The 13,777-nt window shown below is 74.6% G+C and carries 12 protein-coding genes; 7 read left to right on the top strand and 5 right to left on the bottom strand.

The window, feature by feature from the left end; genetic code table 11:
* The first annotated feature begins 172 nt into the window (after nucleotides 1-172).
* A complete protein-coding gene (locus V6U88_RS20590) occupies nucleotides 173-934 on the top strand; it encodes an MBL fold metallo-hydrolase (RefSeq protein WP_334455286.1) in 762 nt (253 codons plus the stop codon).
* Nucleotides 931-1,512 carry a DedA family protein gene (locus V6U88_RS20585; protein ID WP_334455284.1) on the top strand — a complete coding sequence of 194 codons (582 nt, stop codon included), beginning with the start codon at nucleotides 931-933 and terminating at the stop codon, nucleotides 1,510-1,512. The genes V6U88_RS20590 and V6U88_RS20585 overlap by 4 nt, the downstream gene beginning before the upstream one ends.
* Here V6U88_RS20585 and V6U88_RS20580 read toward each other — a convergent pair.
* Both V6U88_RS20580 and V6U88_RS20575 read right to left on the bottom strand, forming a co-directional pair.
* A complete protein-coding gene (locus V6U88_RS20580) occupies nucleotides 1,445-3,829 on the bottom strand; it encodes an alkaline phosphatase family protein (RefSeq protein WP_442934665.1) in 2,385 nt (794 codons plus the stop codon). The two genes, V6U88_RS20585 and V6U88_RS20580, sit on opposite strands and share 68 nt — an antisense overlap.
* A gap of 167 nt (nucleotides 3,830-3,996) precedes the next feature.
* Entirely contained in the window at nucleotides 3,997-5,838 is a 1,842-nt protein-coding gene (locus tag V6U88_RS20575) for a VCBS repeat-containing protein (protein ID WP_334455282.1), read from the bottom strand.
* A gap of 218 nt (nucleotides 5,839-6,056) precedes the next feature.
* On the opposite strand from V6U88_RS20575, the gene V6U88_RS20570 reads away from it, so the two are divergent.
* The gene (locus V6U88_RS20570; protein WP_334455280.1) at nucleotides 6,057-6,503 is read left to right on the top strand and encodes an SRPBCC family protein; all 447 of its coding nucleotides are present in this window, start codon (nucleotides 6,057-6,059) and stop codon (nucleotides 6,501-6,503) included.
* Between the two features lie 3 nt (nucleotides 6,504-6,506).
* Here the strand turns inward: V6U88_RS20570 and V6U88_RS20565 are convergent, their stop codons facing one another.
* Both V6U88_RS20565 and V6U88_RS20560 read right to left on the bottom strand, forming a co-directional pair.
* A complete protein-coding gene (locus V6U88_RS20565) occupies nucleotides 6,507-7,250 on the bottom strand; it encodes an N-acetyltransferase (protein ID WP_334455279.1) in 744 nt (247 codons plus the stop codon).
* A gap of 76 nt (nucleotides 7,251-7,326) precedes the next feature.
* Nucleotides 7,327-8,382 carry an NAD(P)H-dependent flavin oxidoreductase gene (locus V6U88_RS20560; RefSeq protein WP_334455277.1) on the bottom strand — a complete coding sequence of 352 codons (1,056 nt, stop codon included), beginning with the start codon at nucleotides 8,380-8,382 and terminating at the stop codon, nucleotides 7,327-7,329.
* A 222-nt stretch (nucleotides 8,383-8,604) separates the two neighbouring features.
* Between V6U88_RS20560 and V6U88_RS20555 the strand changes: the two genes are divergently transcribed.
* Entirely contained in the window at nucleotides 8,605-10,782 is a 2,178-nt protein-coding gene (locus tag V6U88_RS20555; RefSeq protein WP_334455275.1) for an amylo-alpha-1,6-glucosidase, read from the top strand.
* A gap of 68 nt (nucleotides 10,783-10,850) precedes the next feature.
* The gene (locus V6U88_RS20550; RefSeq protein WP_334455272.1) at nucleotides 10,851-11,597 is read left to right on the top strand and encodes an ABC transporter permease; all 747 of its coding nucleotides are present in this window, start codon (nucleotides 10,851-10,853) and stop codon (nucleotides 11,595-11,597) included.
* Nucleotides 11,598-11,634: 37 nt separating this feature from the next.
* Here the strand turns inward: V6U88_RS20550 and V6U88_RS20545 are convergent, their stop codons facing one another.
* On the bottom strand, nucleotides 11,635-12,363 hold the full coding sequence (locus tag V6U88_RS20545; RefSeq protein ID WP_334455271.1) for a DUF4386 domain-containing protein: 729 nt from the start codon (nucleotides 12,361-12,363) through the stop codon (nucleotides 11,635-11,637).
* 105 nt (nucleotides 12,364-12,468) lie between these two features.
* Here V6U88_RS20545 and V6U88_RS20540 point away from each other — a divergent pair, with 105 nt between their 5' ends.
* Together V6U88_RS20540 and ykgO are read left to right on the top strand one after the other, a co-directional pair.
* Complete coding sequence (locus V6U88_RS20540) at nucleotides 12,469-13,185, top strand: TetR/AcrR family transcriptional regulator C-terminal domain-containing protein (protein ID WP_334455270.1); 717 nt, start codon at nucleotides 12,469-12,471, stop codon at nucleotides 13,183-13,185.
* Nucleotides 13,186-13,476: 291 nt separating this feature from the next.
* Nucleotides 13,477-13,599, top strand: a complete 123-nt coding sequence (gene ykgO / locus V6U88_RS20535; protein ID WP_334455269.1) for a type B 50S ribosomal protein L36 — start codon at nucleotides 13,477-13,479, stop codon at nucleotides 13,597-13,599.
* Nucleotides 13,600-13,777: the final 178 nt, after the last annotated feature.

Genomic DNA, 13,777 nt, shown 5'->3' with positions numbered 1-13,777 from the left:
ACCCGGAGCGTTTCCGCACGGCAACAGCGGGGCCGCCGCACGCTTCGAGTATGGGACAGCCTCCGCGGCGAGATGGGGTACTTGCGGATGGTTCGGAGGAACGGGCCGCACCGGGTTCGGGCCGGGTGGTGGCACCGCCGGTTACGGTGGCAGGCGTGACCGAGGCGGTGCCGTGCAGCTGACGTGGTACGGGCACAGCACCGTGTGGATCGAGGACTCCGGTACCCGGCTGCTGACCGACCCGCTGCTGCGTGACCGGCTCGCCCACCTGCGCCGGCGCCGGGGACCCACCCCGCAGTTGCCGGGCGCCCCGGACGCCGTACTCGTGTCGCACCTGCACGCCGACCACCTGGACTTCGGGTCGCTGCGCCGGCTGCCCGCGCAGACCGCGCTGGTGGTGCCGGCCGGTGCCGCGCGGCTGGTCCGGCGGGCGCTGGGCGCGGCCGCCGACGGCCGCTGCACGGAGCTCGCGGTCGGCGACCGCACCACGATCGGGCGGGTCACGGTCGCCGCCGTCCCCGCCGCCCACCACGCCGGCCGTGGCCCGTGGTCCGGTCACCGGGCGCCCGCCCTCGGCTACCTCGTCGAGGGACGGGCGCGGACCTGGTTCGCGGGGGACACCGGCCTCTTCGACGAGATGACCGGGCTGGGGCCGCTCGACGTGGCGCTGGTCCCGGTCGGCGGATGGGGACCCACGCTCGGCCCCGGCCACCTCGACCCGGCGGGGGCCGCGGAGGCCGTCCGCCGGGCGGCGGCGGCGTGGGCCGTACCGATCCACTTCGGCACGTTCTGGCCGGTCGGCTGCGACCTGGTCCGGCCGGACCGGTTCTTCCGGCCCGGAGACGACTTCGCTCGCCACGCCGAGGCGGTCGCGCCGGGCACCCGGGTGCGGGTGCTGCGACCGGGCGAGTCGCTCACGGTGCGCCGGCCGTGACGGCGACGCTCGGCGCGCTGGGCTCGCTGGTCCTGGTGGTCCTCTTCGGGTCCGTGGTCCCGGTGGTGCCGACCGGCGCGGCGGTCAGCGGCGCCGCCGCGCTCGCCGCCCACCAGCACCCGGTGACCGTGGTGCTCGTCGTGGTCGCCGGCGCCCTCGGCGCGTACCTGGGCGACCTGGCGACCTACGGCCTGCTCGGCTGGGGTGGCGAGCGGCTGGCCCGGCGCCTGCGCTGGCTGCGCGGACGGCAGCGGGTCGGCCGGATGACGGCCCGCCTGCGCGAGCGGCTCGTCTCGACGCTCCTGGTGTCCCGGCTCATCCCGGGCGGCCGGATCCCGGTGCTGCTCGCGGCGGCCATGGGCGGACTGGCCTGGCGGCGCTTCGCCGTCGCCGACGCGCCGGCCAGCCTGCTGTGGGCGGTGCTCTACGCCGCGATCGGCGTCCTCGGGCGAGCGATCTTCCCCGAGCCGTGGCAGAGCGTCGTCGCCGCGATCCTGCTCGTCGTGCTGGTCACCCAGGCGCTGAGCTGGGTGAGCCGGCGCCGGACCCTGCCGGGCGAGCCGCCGGTGGTGCCGTAGTCGGCGCCGCCCGGGTCGCTCCCGCCACGCCTCCGGACGCACGGCCCGCGAGGTGGTCCCGCTCGCCGTCCGCCCCGTCGTCGGCGTGCTCGTCGGGCCGGCGCAGGCCGAGCCCGCGCAGCCAGTCCAGCAACTGCCGGTGTACGGCCTCCGGACCGACCAGTTCGCCCTCCTGCGGCCAGTCGGCCGGGTGGATGAGCAGCGCGTCGGTCTGCCAGCCGCCGAGCCCGCCGTGGCAGCCGATCAGCTCCTCGAAGGCCGCCACCTCCTCCAGGCCCGGGTCCACCGTGCTGATCACCACGAGGTCGCCCACGTGGTCCATCGCCTGGTGACGCAGCAGGTCCTGACGCGCCCGCGGGCCGTACGGCGCCAGCGGATCGTCGCCGTCGACCTGTCCGTCGCGCAGGTTGTGGCAGCCGTGTGCCCCGATCGCCAGCGGCCCGGCGGCGGAGTCGACGACCACCAACCCGATGCCGGGGTGCGCGGCCAGGCCGTCGATCAGTCCCGGTACGGCGGCGTCGAGACGCTCCCGGGTCAGCCGCCCCGGATGGCGGGGCAGGTAGATCATCGCCAGGTTGCCCGACGCCACCACCACGGTCTCCGGATCGGTACGCGTCGCCGCCTCCTCCCGGTCGGCCGGCCCCAGGGTGACCTCGCCGCCGTCCGTGTGCGACCGCACCGCCACCCGGGTCGCCGTCCCGGTCGCCCCGCCCCGGCTGGCCACCTCGGTGAGCAACGTGTTCACCCGTCCCCACTCCTCGACCGGGCCGGCGGCCTCGGCGGTCGTCGCGGCCCGCACCGGGACGGGACCCGCCGGCCCGCCCTCGGCAGCGGCCGGGCGCACCCTCGGCGCGGCGAGCCGGGCGACCACCTGCGCCAGCGACTCGCCGTACCGCTGCCGGAACGTGGCCCCCTGGCTCTGCCCGTGGTCGCTCAGCACCACGATGTGGTAGCGCCGCGCCGCCTCGGCCGCCAGCCGCTGCAGGATGCCGAGCGTCTGGTCGAGCGCCTCGAGGACCGCCAGCGCCTGCGGACGCGCCGGCCCGGCGTGGTGGGCCACCTCGTCGTAGTCGACGAAGTCGCAGAAGATGACCGGTGCCCCGCCGGCCATCTGCTCGGCGATCAGCGCCACGTTGAGGTCACTGAGCAGGCTCGCCATCGGACGCAGCGCCAGGTAGGAACCGCTGCGGCGTCCCCTGGGCCGTACCCCGCGCAGCCGTTGCCGCCGCGCCTCGTACAGCTCGCGCACCACCTGCCCGGCGCCGCGCACGATGGCGCGGGCGAAGCCGTACGGGCTGGCCATGAACGCCGCGTACCCCCGGGTGGACCGCCCGGGCAGCCCGGCGCGGCTCACCGTGAGCAGGCTGGTCGGGGCGTCACCGGAGAAGGCGGTGCTGATGCTGACGCCGCCGTCCCGCAGCAGCCCCTGCCCGGTGGAGAGGCGCCGCTCGATCTCGGCGGCGTCACGGGGCCGGCTGGTCACCATGAGGCGGCCGGGGGAGGCCCCGTCGCCGCCCGCCGTGGCCTTCTCGTACCAGCGGTAGGCCGGCACCCGCCGGACCTCACCGTGCAGCAGACCGGCGTGCGCCGCCGGAGTGGTGGCCGGAAGGCCGGTGTGCCAGCGGGTCATCCGGTGACTGCGCGAGCGCAGCCACCCGCCGATGGTGGGAAGGTTGCCGGCCCTGATCGCCCACTGCACCAGCGGCGCGGCCACGCCGTCGAGCTGGACGACGAGCAGCGCGTCGGGCGGCTGCCGTTCGGGTGGCACCGCGTCGCCCCGGTGCCGCCACCCCGCCCGGCGGTGACGGCGCGGTCCGCGCCGCACCCGGTTCATCACCCACAGCATCTCGCTGACGAACGCGTCGTCGGTGCCGGCGTCGGCGAGCCAGTTGAGCAGCGCGGCGAGCGCCACGGCGAGCCAGGCGGCGGCGAAGGCGTCGGCGAACCCGCCGACGTGCGCGCCCGGGTCCACGCGCAACGCGACGTACATGACGACGGCCTGCACGCAGACGCCGATGGCCAGCGCGCCGAGTCCGCCGAGCGCGGTGGAGAGGGCGAAGAGCAACGGACGCAGCACCGCACCGATCCCGGCGATCAGCCCGACCAGCCACAGCATCGCGACCAACCCGCTGGCGGTGACCCCGGGCAGCAGCCACAGCGTCGTGCTGAGCACGACGAACGAGGTCACCATGCTGCGCAGCAGCGCCCGGAGCCGCGCCAGCGTGGGCCGGTAGTCGCGCAGCACCCGCAGGCCGATGCGGAACGGCTCGGACAGCGTCGGCCGCGACTCGGCGTCACCGTCCGGCTCCATCTCCATCACGATGCCACACCTGATCTATCAGGAATCGGCGCGAGCGGGACGAGTCGTCCCGCCGTCGGACGCCACGCCCGTGCGGCACGGTCGACGTGCCGTCACAGCACCGGGAAACCCGCCGGCAGGCCCACCCGGCCGGTGGCGGCGAGCAGGAGCGACCCGGTGAACCGCTACCCGAGCGTGCCGCCGAAGGCCGCGAACGCCTGGGGGCCGACCGGCAGGTCGGACGCCGACCAGGTGCTGTGGCCGTTGGTGGTGACCCCGCCGGGCGCCTCCGGGGTCGCCGGCGTACTGCGCAGGACGATCACCCGGCCCGCCCGCTGCAGGTCCGAGATCGTGGCGTTCCCGCAGCCCACGACGAGGCTGGCCGCGCCGTCGGGCTGGCGCACCGCGCGCAGGACGTCGCCGAAATAGTGGAACGGCGTGCCGGTGTTCGCCGGCATGCCGGGCGTCGTCCACTCCAGCCGGCGCAGCCCGGTGGTGGTCAGCCCCTGCGCGCTGCCCCGCAGGATCGTGATGGCACCCGCGCCGTCGACATTAGCGACGTCCTCCTGCGGGCTCGCGACGGCGATGTCGCCCCGCCCGTCGTTGTCGAAGTCGGCGAACGCGAGCTCCGTACCGAAGTAGGCCGACGGGTCGTCGCTGCCCGGGATGCCGCGGCTCCGCTGGGTCCAGTACTGGGCACCGTCGACGGTCAGGCCACCGGACGAGCCACGGAGCACGGTGATCGAGGAGCCGCGGTTGGGCGTGTTGGAGCTGAAGCCCTCGCTGTCGGTGGCCACCACGAGGTCCGCGTAGCCGTCTCCGGTGATGTCGCCGGCGGCGAGCGCGGCGCCGAAGCTGTCGCCGTACTCGGCGACGTCCGGCACGCCCGGGGTGTCCTGGTAGAACAGTCGCGCCCCGGCGACGCTGAGACCGTCGGCCGCTCCGGGCAGGACGACCACCGAACCGGCGAAGGACGCATTGCTGAAGTGGTCGCGGTGGAAGCCGACCGCGAGGTCGTCCCGGCCGTCGTTGTCGAAGTCCGCCGAGGCCAGCACGCTACCGAAACCGTCGGTCTCCGGGGTGACCGGCATGCCGGGGGCGTTGCCGGGCAGGTACCGGGCAGCGGCGGGGCTGATCCCGCCGGGCGTACCGCGGAACAGCGCGACGCCGCCGACCCAGGGGCGGCCGGCGCGGGGCGCCCCGGTCACCAGGTCGTCGGTGCCGTCGCCGTCGAAGTCGCCGACGGTGAAGGCCGAGCCGAACTGGTTCTCGCCGCTGACGCCCTCGCCGGGGATGTCGGCGGCCGGCGCCACGTCCGCGAGCCGGATCATCCGGGCCTCGGCGGTCGTGAGCCCCGACCGACCGCCGTACAGGATGCGGAACCGGTCGTGCACGCTGCCGATCGCGAGGTCGGCGTAGCCGTCGTGGTCGAAGTCGCCGGACGCCAGCGCGCGACCGAAGTCGTTGATCTCGCTGTGCGGGTCGGGTGAGCCGTCGTCGTTCGGCATACCCGGCGTCGTGTGGTCGAAGGACTGGCTGCCGGCGTTGGTGAAACCACCCCTGACGTCACCGAAGAGCACGTGGACGGCGCCGGACTGCCCGCCGTTCACCACCTTCCGCAGCTCGCTCACGGCCAGATCCGGCCGCCCGTCGCCGTTGAAGTCGCTTCGTACCTCGTTGAGCCCGGTCACCGGCCGGAAGTGTTGGGCACCGGGGGGCTTGGGCAGCGGCTTCAGCGGCCTGGTCGCCTGCGGGGTCCCCGTCGTCGCGCCCGGCGCCGTGGCGGCCCCGGCGGTGCTGCGCGCGGCCGTCGCGTCCGTGGTCGCGAGGCGTCCACCCGCCGGGCCCGGCCGGGCGGGCTGGCCGGCAGCGACGGGCGCCGTGCCCAGGTACGACGTGGGTGCGCCCGGACCGGCGGGCGGCGCGCTCGTCGTCATGCTCGCCGCGACGAGCCCACCGAGGGCCACCGCGGTGCCCAGCAACCGGTACGCGCCCACGATGTCTCCCCCCGGCAGGTCCGGCGACATGATGCCACGCCGCCGACGCGTCCGGGGGGCACCGAGGCGGCGCCCCTCGCCACCGCGCCCTCCGGTAGGACCCGAGGCCGCACCCGCCGGCCGAGGCGCCACGGCACCTGGCAGGCCGGCCAAGGCGCGGTCGACCGTCACATCCCCCAGTGCTGCCGTGTCATGACCGGTAGGCGGGCCGTCCCCCGACCCGCCGCGCGTCACCACGAGGAGGAGCCATGACCGCCGCCGTTTCCACCATCGACATCGCCCGGCCGCCGGACCAGGTGTTCTCGTACGTCACCGACCCGTCGCGGTTCGCCGAGTGGCAGGACGACGTCGTGGGCGTACACCTGGAGTCGGCTGGTCCGGTCGGATTGGGCGCACGCTTCACGACGGCCCGCCGCATCGGCGGGGTCGAGCGGACCATGACTCAGGAGGTGACCGAGGACCGGCCGCCCCACAGGTGGGCCGTGCACGGGGTCGACGGTCCGATCCGGCCGCGCATGACCATCACCGTGGAACCCCTCGACGAGGGCGCGCGATCGCGCGTGACGTTCGCCCTGGACTTCGTCGGACACGGGATCGGCGTGCCGCTCGTGCCGATGGTCCGCCGGATGGCGGCGAAGGGTGCGCCGGCCAGCTACCGGCACCTGAAGGACCGACTGGAGGCCGGCGTCTCCTAGCGGCTACAACCGGTGCCGGACCCAGACGTTGGGTTCGATGTAGACGGCGTGGTCGTGCGCCACGTCGCAGTGCACCGGCACCAGCGCACCCGGCACGTGCACCGGCCCGCTCGTGTCGAACGGCAGGCCCGTCCAGCGGCGCCAGTCCGCCAGACTGCCGCTGATCATCATCGACCGGGTGGCGACCCGCTCGATGCGCCCGCCCGCGCGCACGTGCACCCGCAGCCACGGGTCGACCGGCAGGCCGTCCGCCCGGACCTGTGCCGCGTACTCGGTCATCGGCAGGTCCGGGTCGGTGTGCTTGCCGCTCGGGCGGACCGGGGCGACCAGGGTGTCGTACCCCCGGTCGGCGACGGCCTGCCGCATGGCGGCGAGCATCCGGGCGGACAGCCCGCCGCCACGCCGGTCGGGGCGGACGCAGATCTCGATCGCCGAGACGATGTTCGGGGTGGCCCCGGTGAGCCGGGTGACCGTCGCCCGCTGGATCGCCCGGTCCCAGCCGCCGTCGGGAAGCTCCGGCTCCGTCCAGCGCAGGGGCACCGCGTACGCCCGGGCGATCGCCCGCCCGGGTTCGGCGGAGTCGACGGCGGCGAACACGAACTCGGGGTAGAGGTCGTGGGCGACGTTGTAGTAGATCCCGCCCATCGGGTCCCAGAGCATGAACTGCGGCCACGCCCCCTCGAAGTCCTCGTCGAGCAGGCCGGCGAGGTCCGGGCGGTCCGCCAGGCTCACGATGTCGATCGTCACGGGCGGAAACCGTAGGCCGGTCACGGGCGCGGCGCATCCCCATTTGCGGCCCGCCCCTGCCCCGGAAGGCGCTGCCTCAGCCCCAGGCGCTCGACCGGTCGACGACCGCGGCCAGCGCGGCCCTGGCCTCGCCGGTCAGCTCCGCCACCAGCTCACCGGCCGGCGTCTCCTTCGCCAGGGAATGCGCCTGACCGGCCCACAGGTTCGCCACCGAGGCGTCCCCGCTGCCCTTGGCGGCGGCCAGCAGCGGGCGGGTGAGGTGCAGCACCTGCGGGTAGCCGACGGGTGCCGACCCGTCGTGCCGGCGAAGGAACTCGTTGACCAGCCCGCGCGCCCGTTTGCCGGTGAACGCGCGGCTCAGGGCGGTCGGCGCGGCGCTGGCCACCGCCGCCCGGTGCAGGTCAGTGGTGCCCGCCTCCGGGCAGCGGAGGAAGGCCGTACCGACCTGCGCGGCGGCGGCCCCGGCGGCGAGCACGGCCGCGACCGCGGTGCCGTCGGCGATGCCGCCGGCGGCCACCAGCGGGCGGTCGCAGCGGGCGGCGACCAGCCGCAGCAGGGGCAGCAGGGCGTAGTCGTCGTCGTCCGGCAGGCCACCGCGGTGCCCGCCGGCCTCCGTGCCCTGCACCACGATGGCGTCCACGCCGAGTCCGACCGCCGCCACAGCGGCGTCCGGCGACGTGACCGTGGCCCAGACGTCGGTGCCCCGCTCCCGCAGGGCGGTCACCGCCGCCCGGTCGGGCAGCCCGAAGACGAAGGACACCACCGGGACCGGGTCCGCGAGCAGGGCGGCCAGCTTCTCCGGGTACCCGTCGTCGCCGCTGATCGGTTCGCCCAGCGTCACCCCGTACCGCCGGGCCTCCGGGGCGAGCCGGTCGCCGTACGCCCGGACGGCGGCCTCGTCGACCGCACCGCCGTTCGGGTCCGGCAGGAACAGGTTGACGCCGAACGGGCGGTCGGTGCGGGTACGGACCTCGGCCACGTCGGCGACGAGCCGGTCGACGTCGATCATCCCGGCGGCGAGGAAACCCAGCCCACCCGCCGCGGAGACGGACGCTGCGAGGGCCGGCGTCGACGGGCCGCCCGCCATCGGCGCGGCGATGATCGGGCGAGGCAGCACGGACAGCACGGACATTCACCCATCCTGCCGGATCGCCGTCGCGCCGGTGCCCTCCGCCGCCCGCGAGGTCCGGCCGCCGGCACCGGGTCCCCGGCCCTGCCGTCTGGTCGCCCGACGACGCCCCCCGTCGTGCGTACGGAATTCACGATGTCACGGCGGCGGCTCCTCGGCGGTCATAGGCTGCGGACGGATGCACCGGGTCCACCGGTCCGGGTTCACGATCGGCAGGGGGTGTGCGTGACGGCGACACGACCGCGCCCCACGCCGGCCGACCCGGTGCCGGACGGACGCGGCGGGAAGGTGTCCAGCGGCGCGTGCCGCGACCTCCCTCCCGAGCTGGGGCCGGACGCGATCGGCGTGCTGGAGGGGCGCACCTTCATGTTCTCCGACGCGGTGGGGAACGTGCCGAACGGGTCCATCGGCGGGCTCGTGCACGACGACACCCGTTTCCTGAACCAGTGGGTGCTCACGATCGGCGACGCGCCGCTGCTGGTGCTCTCCTCCGGCACCGTGGACCCGTACTCGGCGGCCTTCTTCCTGGCCAACTCCGCGCTGCCCGAACTGCCGGCGAACCGGGTCGGCGTGCGGCGGCAGCGCTTCGTCGGCGAGGGGCTCTACGAACGCGTCGAGCTGCGCTACTTCGGCCTGGAGCCGGCGTCGCTGCGGCTACGGCTCGCGGCCGGGGCCGACTTCGCCGACCTGTTCGAGATCAAGGAGTCCGGCCGGGACCGCGGCCCGCACATCGTCCGCCGGCACGAGCCGGACGGGTCGGCGCTGGAGTTCAGCTACCGCAACGGCGACTACGCCGCGTCGGTGCGGATCGAGGCCGACCCGCCGGCCGACCGGATCGACGGCGACAGCCTGGTCTGGGACCTGCGTCTGGAGCGGGGCCAGGAGTGGGGCTGTGAGCTGCGGGTAGCGCTGCGCTTCGGCGAGGAGGACTACCGCCCCACGCCCCGCGGGTTCGGGCAGGGCGTCGACCACGGGCTGAAGGATCCGTCGACCCGGTGGGCGGCGAGCAAGCCGCACCTGCACGCGGAGACCGACCTGTTGCGGGACGTCTACCACAAGTCGGCGGTGGACCTCGTCTCGATGCGGATCGAGAAGACCATCGCCGGGGAACCGGTCGTGCTCCTCGCCGCCGGCCTGCCGTGGTTCCTGACCGTCTTCGGCCGGGACACCCTGATCACCGCCTACCAGACCATGATCTGCGGCCCGGACGTCGCCCGCGGCGCCCTGATCGTGCTGGCCACCCACCAGGCCACCACCTTCGAAGACTTCACCGATCAGGAACCCGGGAAGATCTTCCACGAGTACCGGTCGGGCGAGCTGACCCGGCTCGGCCTGAAGCCCTACCGGCCCTACTACGGCGGCGCGGACACCACCGCGCTGTGGTTGATCCTGCTGTCGGAGTACTGGCGGTGGACCAGGGACGACGAACTCGTGCACCGGCTGCGCCCCAACGCCGAAGCCGCCCTGGGCTGGATCGACCGCTGCGGTGACCTCGACGGCGACGGCTACGTCGAGTACGCCACCCGCTCCAGCCAGGGCCTGGGCAACCAGTGCTGGCGAGACTCCCCGGACGGCGTGCAGTTCGCCGACGGGACCATCCCGGTCCTGCCGATCGCCACCTGCGAGACGCAGGGCTACACCTACGACGCCAAGCTGCGCCTCGCGGAACTCGCCGAGGGCCCCTGGCGGGACCCGGAGCTGGCCCGCCGCCTGCGGGGGGAGGCCGAGCGGCTGCGTGCGCAGTTCGACCGGGACTACTGGATCCCGCATCGGGGTGGCTACTACGCCGTCGGGCTCGACGGTGACAAGCGGCGGATCGACTCGATGACCTCCAACATGGGCCACCTGCTGTGGAGTGGCATCGTGCCCGAGGACCGCGCCGCACACGTCGCCCGGCAGCTCATGTCCGACGAGATGTTCTCCGGCTGGGGCGTGCGCACCCTGTCCACCGCCGACATCGGCTACAACCCCATCGGCTACCACCTCGGCACCGTGTGGCCGCACGACAACTCCATCATCGCGGCCGGCCTCGCCCGCTACGGCTACCGCAAGGAGGCCAACCGCATCGCGATGGCGATGCTGGAGGCCGCCCGCCACTCCGAGCACCGTCTGCCGGAGGCGTTCTCCGGCTACGACCGGTCCTTCGGTCGCCAGCCGGTGCCCTACCCGACCGCCTGCAACCCGCAGGCCTGGGCCAGCGGAGCGCCCCTGCTCCTGCTCCGCACGATGCTCGGTCTGCACCCGCAGGAGGAGACCCTGGTCGCCGACCCGCACCTGCCCGACGAGCTCGGCCGGATCCGCCTGCACCACGTCCTGGCGGGCGGCCGGCGGTGGAACGTCGAGGCGACCGGTTCGCACGCCACCGTCACCTCCGACGACGGGCCGGGTGAGCCGGCGACCTGACCGGACGCCGCCGGGTGAGCACGCTCGGACGGCACGCAGCCGGGGCGACGTCGCGGGAGACTGACCCGATGTCGTCGACGATGCTGGTGGTCGGCCCGAAGCTGGCGGTGTCCCTGGTCGTGCTGACCGCCGTGGCGGCGGCCGTGGCCGTCGTCGGCCGGCTCGGGCACGGCCGCCAGATCGTCGTCGCCGCCGTCCGCGCGGCGGTCCAGCTGGCCGCGGTGTCCCTGCTGATCGCCGCCATCGTGGCCGCGCTGTGGGCCACCGCGGCCTTCGTGGTGGTGATGTGCGTGGTCGCCGCGGGCACCTCCGGCCGGCGGATCACCGGCGGGGCGCGCGGATGGTGGGCCGCCGTGCCGATCGTGGCGGGCAGCCTCTCCGTCGTGGCGGGCCTGCTCGTGGCGGGTCTGGTGCCGCTGCGCGGGATCGCGATCATCCCGGTGGCCGGGATCCTGATCGGCGGCGCGATGACCGCCACCTCGCTGGCCGGCCGGCGCGCGCTGGACGAGCTGACCGGCCGCTGGGGCGAGGTGGAGGCGGCCCTGGCGCTGGGCCTGCTGCCCCGGGACGCGGTGCTGCTGATCTGCCGTCCGGCGGCTGCTCAGGCGTTGATCCCGGCGCTGGACCAGACCCGCACCGTGGGCCTGGTGACCCTGCCCGGGGCCTTCGTCGGGGTGCTGCTCGGCGGGGCGGATCCGCTCGCCGCCGGGATCACCCAGTTGTTCGTCCTCATCGGGCTCCTGGCCGTGGAGGCCGTCGCGGTCGTGCTGACCGTCGAACTGGTGGCCCGCGGGCGGCTGCGCCCGGCGCCGTGACCGCCCGGCATGCCCGGGACGACCCCCGCAGGGACGCTCAGGCGGCGGCCGGCTCCACCCGCACCGCCTCCGGCGGGACCTGGCGTGCGGTCGCGGCGGCCGGCGCGAATCCCCGGAGGATGAGGTACGCGGCGAGGCTGACCTCCCACGCGAACACGGGCAGCGCGGCGACCGAACCCCAGACGGAGACCTGCTCGTAGAGCCCGAACAGCACGGCGGTCGCCGAGGCGCAGATGAGCGGCCCGCCGATCAGCCCCAGCACGGCGATCGACCGGGGCACGAGGCGGGCCCGGTACAGCAGGTAGGCGAGCAGCAGGCTGTTGGCTCCCAGCGCCACGTTGGGACCGAGCAGGAACGCCCAGTCGTGGAGGGCGACCAGCGCCCGGCCGGCGGTGACGAGAGCGGCGTCGTCCGTGCCCGCCGTCCCGGCCACGTCCCGGCGCAGCGTCACCACCGACAGGACAGCAAGGATGCCCACGACGATGATGGCGGCCTCCAGCAGGCGTAGGCAGAGGTAGCCGAGGGCGACGCTGTGATGCCGCGGCCTGACGACGGGGTACAGCGTGACCCCCGTGCCGATGATCGCGACGACGAGGACGAGCTCGAGGAACCCGCCCAGCAGCACTCGGGAGTCGGCGCCGGCGCCGAGGACGTAGTCCGCTTCGGTCAGGGCGGGCCGGTAGAGCACCAGCCCCGCGATGGCGGCGATCTCCGTGATCAGAAAGAACACGCCCGCGGTGATCGCGGTTCTCCTGGTGGGGCTCATGTCGACTCCTGTTCGCGACGTAGAGGTGTACGCCGTACACCTCAATACGCAGGGACCCTAGGTGTACGCTGTACACCTGTCAAGGAGGAGTGGGAGGACGAGCCCGTGGTGGAGCAGACCGATGCCGGGCGGCGTCCTCTGAACAGGGACCGGGTCCTGCGCGCCGCCGTCGCGCTCGCCGACGCCACCGGGATCGACTCCCTCAGCATGCGGCGGCTCGCCCAGGATCTCGGCGTCGTGCCGATGGCGCTCTACAAGCACGTCGCCAACAAGGAAGAACTGCTGGACGGCCTGGCCGACGTGGTGGTCGGCGAGATCGATCCGCCGGACCTCGACGTCGACTGGAAGACCGGCGTCCGGCAGCGGATCCTGTCGGCACGCCGGGCGCTGCTGCGTCACCCGTGGGCGTCGCGGGTGATCGAGTCGCGCCGCCGACCGACGCCGGCCACCCTGGCGTACCTGGATTCGATGATCGGGATGTTCCGGGCCGGCGGTCTCTCCGTCGACCTCACCCACCACGTGATGCACGCACTCGGCAGCCGCGTCCTGGGGTTCAGCCAGGAGTTGTTCGACGACGACTCCCCGGCCCCCGACCCGGAGGCGCAGGCGGCCGCGCTGCGCGAGATGTCCGCCAGGTACCCCCACATCGCGGCGGTGGCGTCCCGGGCCGACCACGACGGCGGGTCCGTCGTCGGCCCGGGCTGTGACGATCAATTCGAGTTCGAGTTCGCCCTCGACCTCCTGCTGGACGGGTTCGAACGACTCCGGCGACAGGGCTGGAGCTCCGCCGCCGGTGGTGCCGACCGCCGGCAGGGGTCGTAGACCCGGGCCGGGGGCCTGCCGGCCGCCGGGGACGACGGCCGCACCGGAACCCGAACCGGGCACGAGGCGACGAACGCGCCGCTCGGGGACCCGATGCCGCAGCCGGGACAGGCCGCGCCGTGCCCGCCCCCGGCACCGAGGCTCGGCGAATGCCCCCTGCCCGGCCGGGTACCCGACTGAGTGCCGACGGCCCGGCCGACCACGTCCCGGTGCCGTGACCGCCTCGTGCTCGCCGACCGTCGCCGGTCCACCGGCCACGGGTGCGGGTCGCACAGGAAGGGATGGCTCGCGATGAAGGTGAGAAGCTCGCTGCGATCGTTGAAGCAGAAGGCGAACTCGATCGTGGTTCGCCGCCGAGGCAAGCTGTACGTGATCAACAAGTCCGATCCACGCCAGAAGGCGCGCCAGGGCTGAGTCGCGTACGTGCCGGCACCCCACGAACTGAGGTGCCGGCCACCGGCCCGGTCAAGGCGCGCTCCGTCGTCGCGGCGCGCGGGTGCGCGGTACCTGTCGACCACGGCCTCCACCGACGTCATCTCCGGTTCGGCAGGCGGATGTCGGGGCGACACCGTCGGAATGGCGACAGTGGCGG

The organism is Micromonospora sp. CPCC 205739, from assembly GCF_036906795.1.
Taxonomy (GTDB): domain Bacteria; phylum Actinomycetota; class Actinomycetes; order Mycobacteriales; family Micromonosporaceae; genus Micromonospora.
This window is presented reverse-complemented; position numbering and strand designations above follow the sequence as displayed.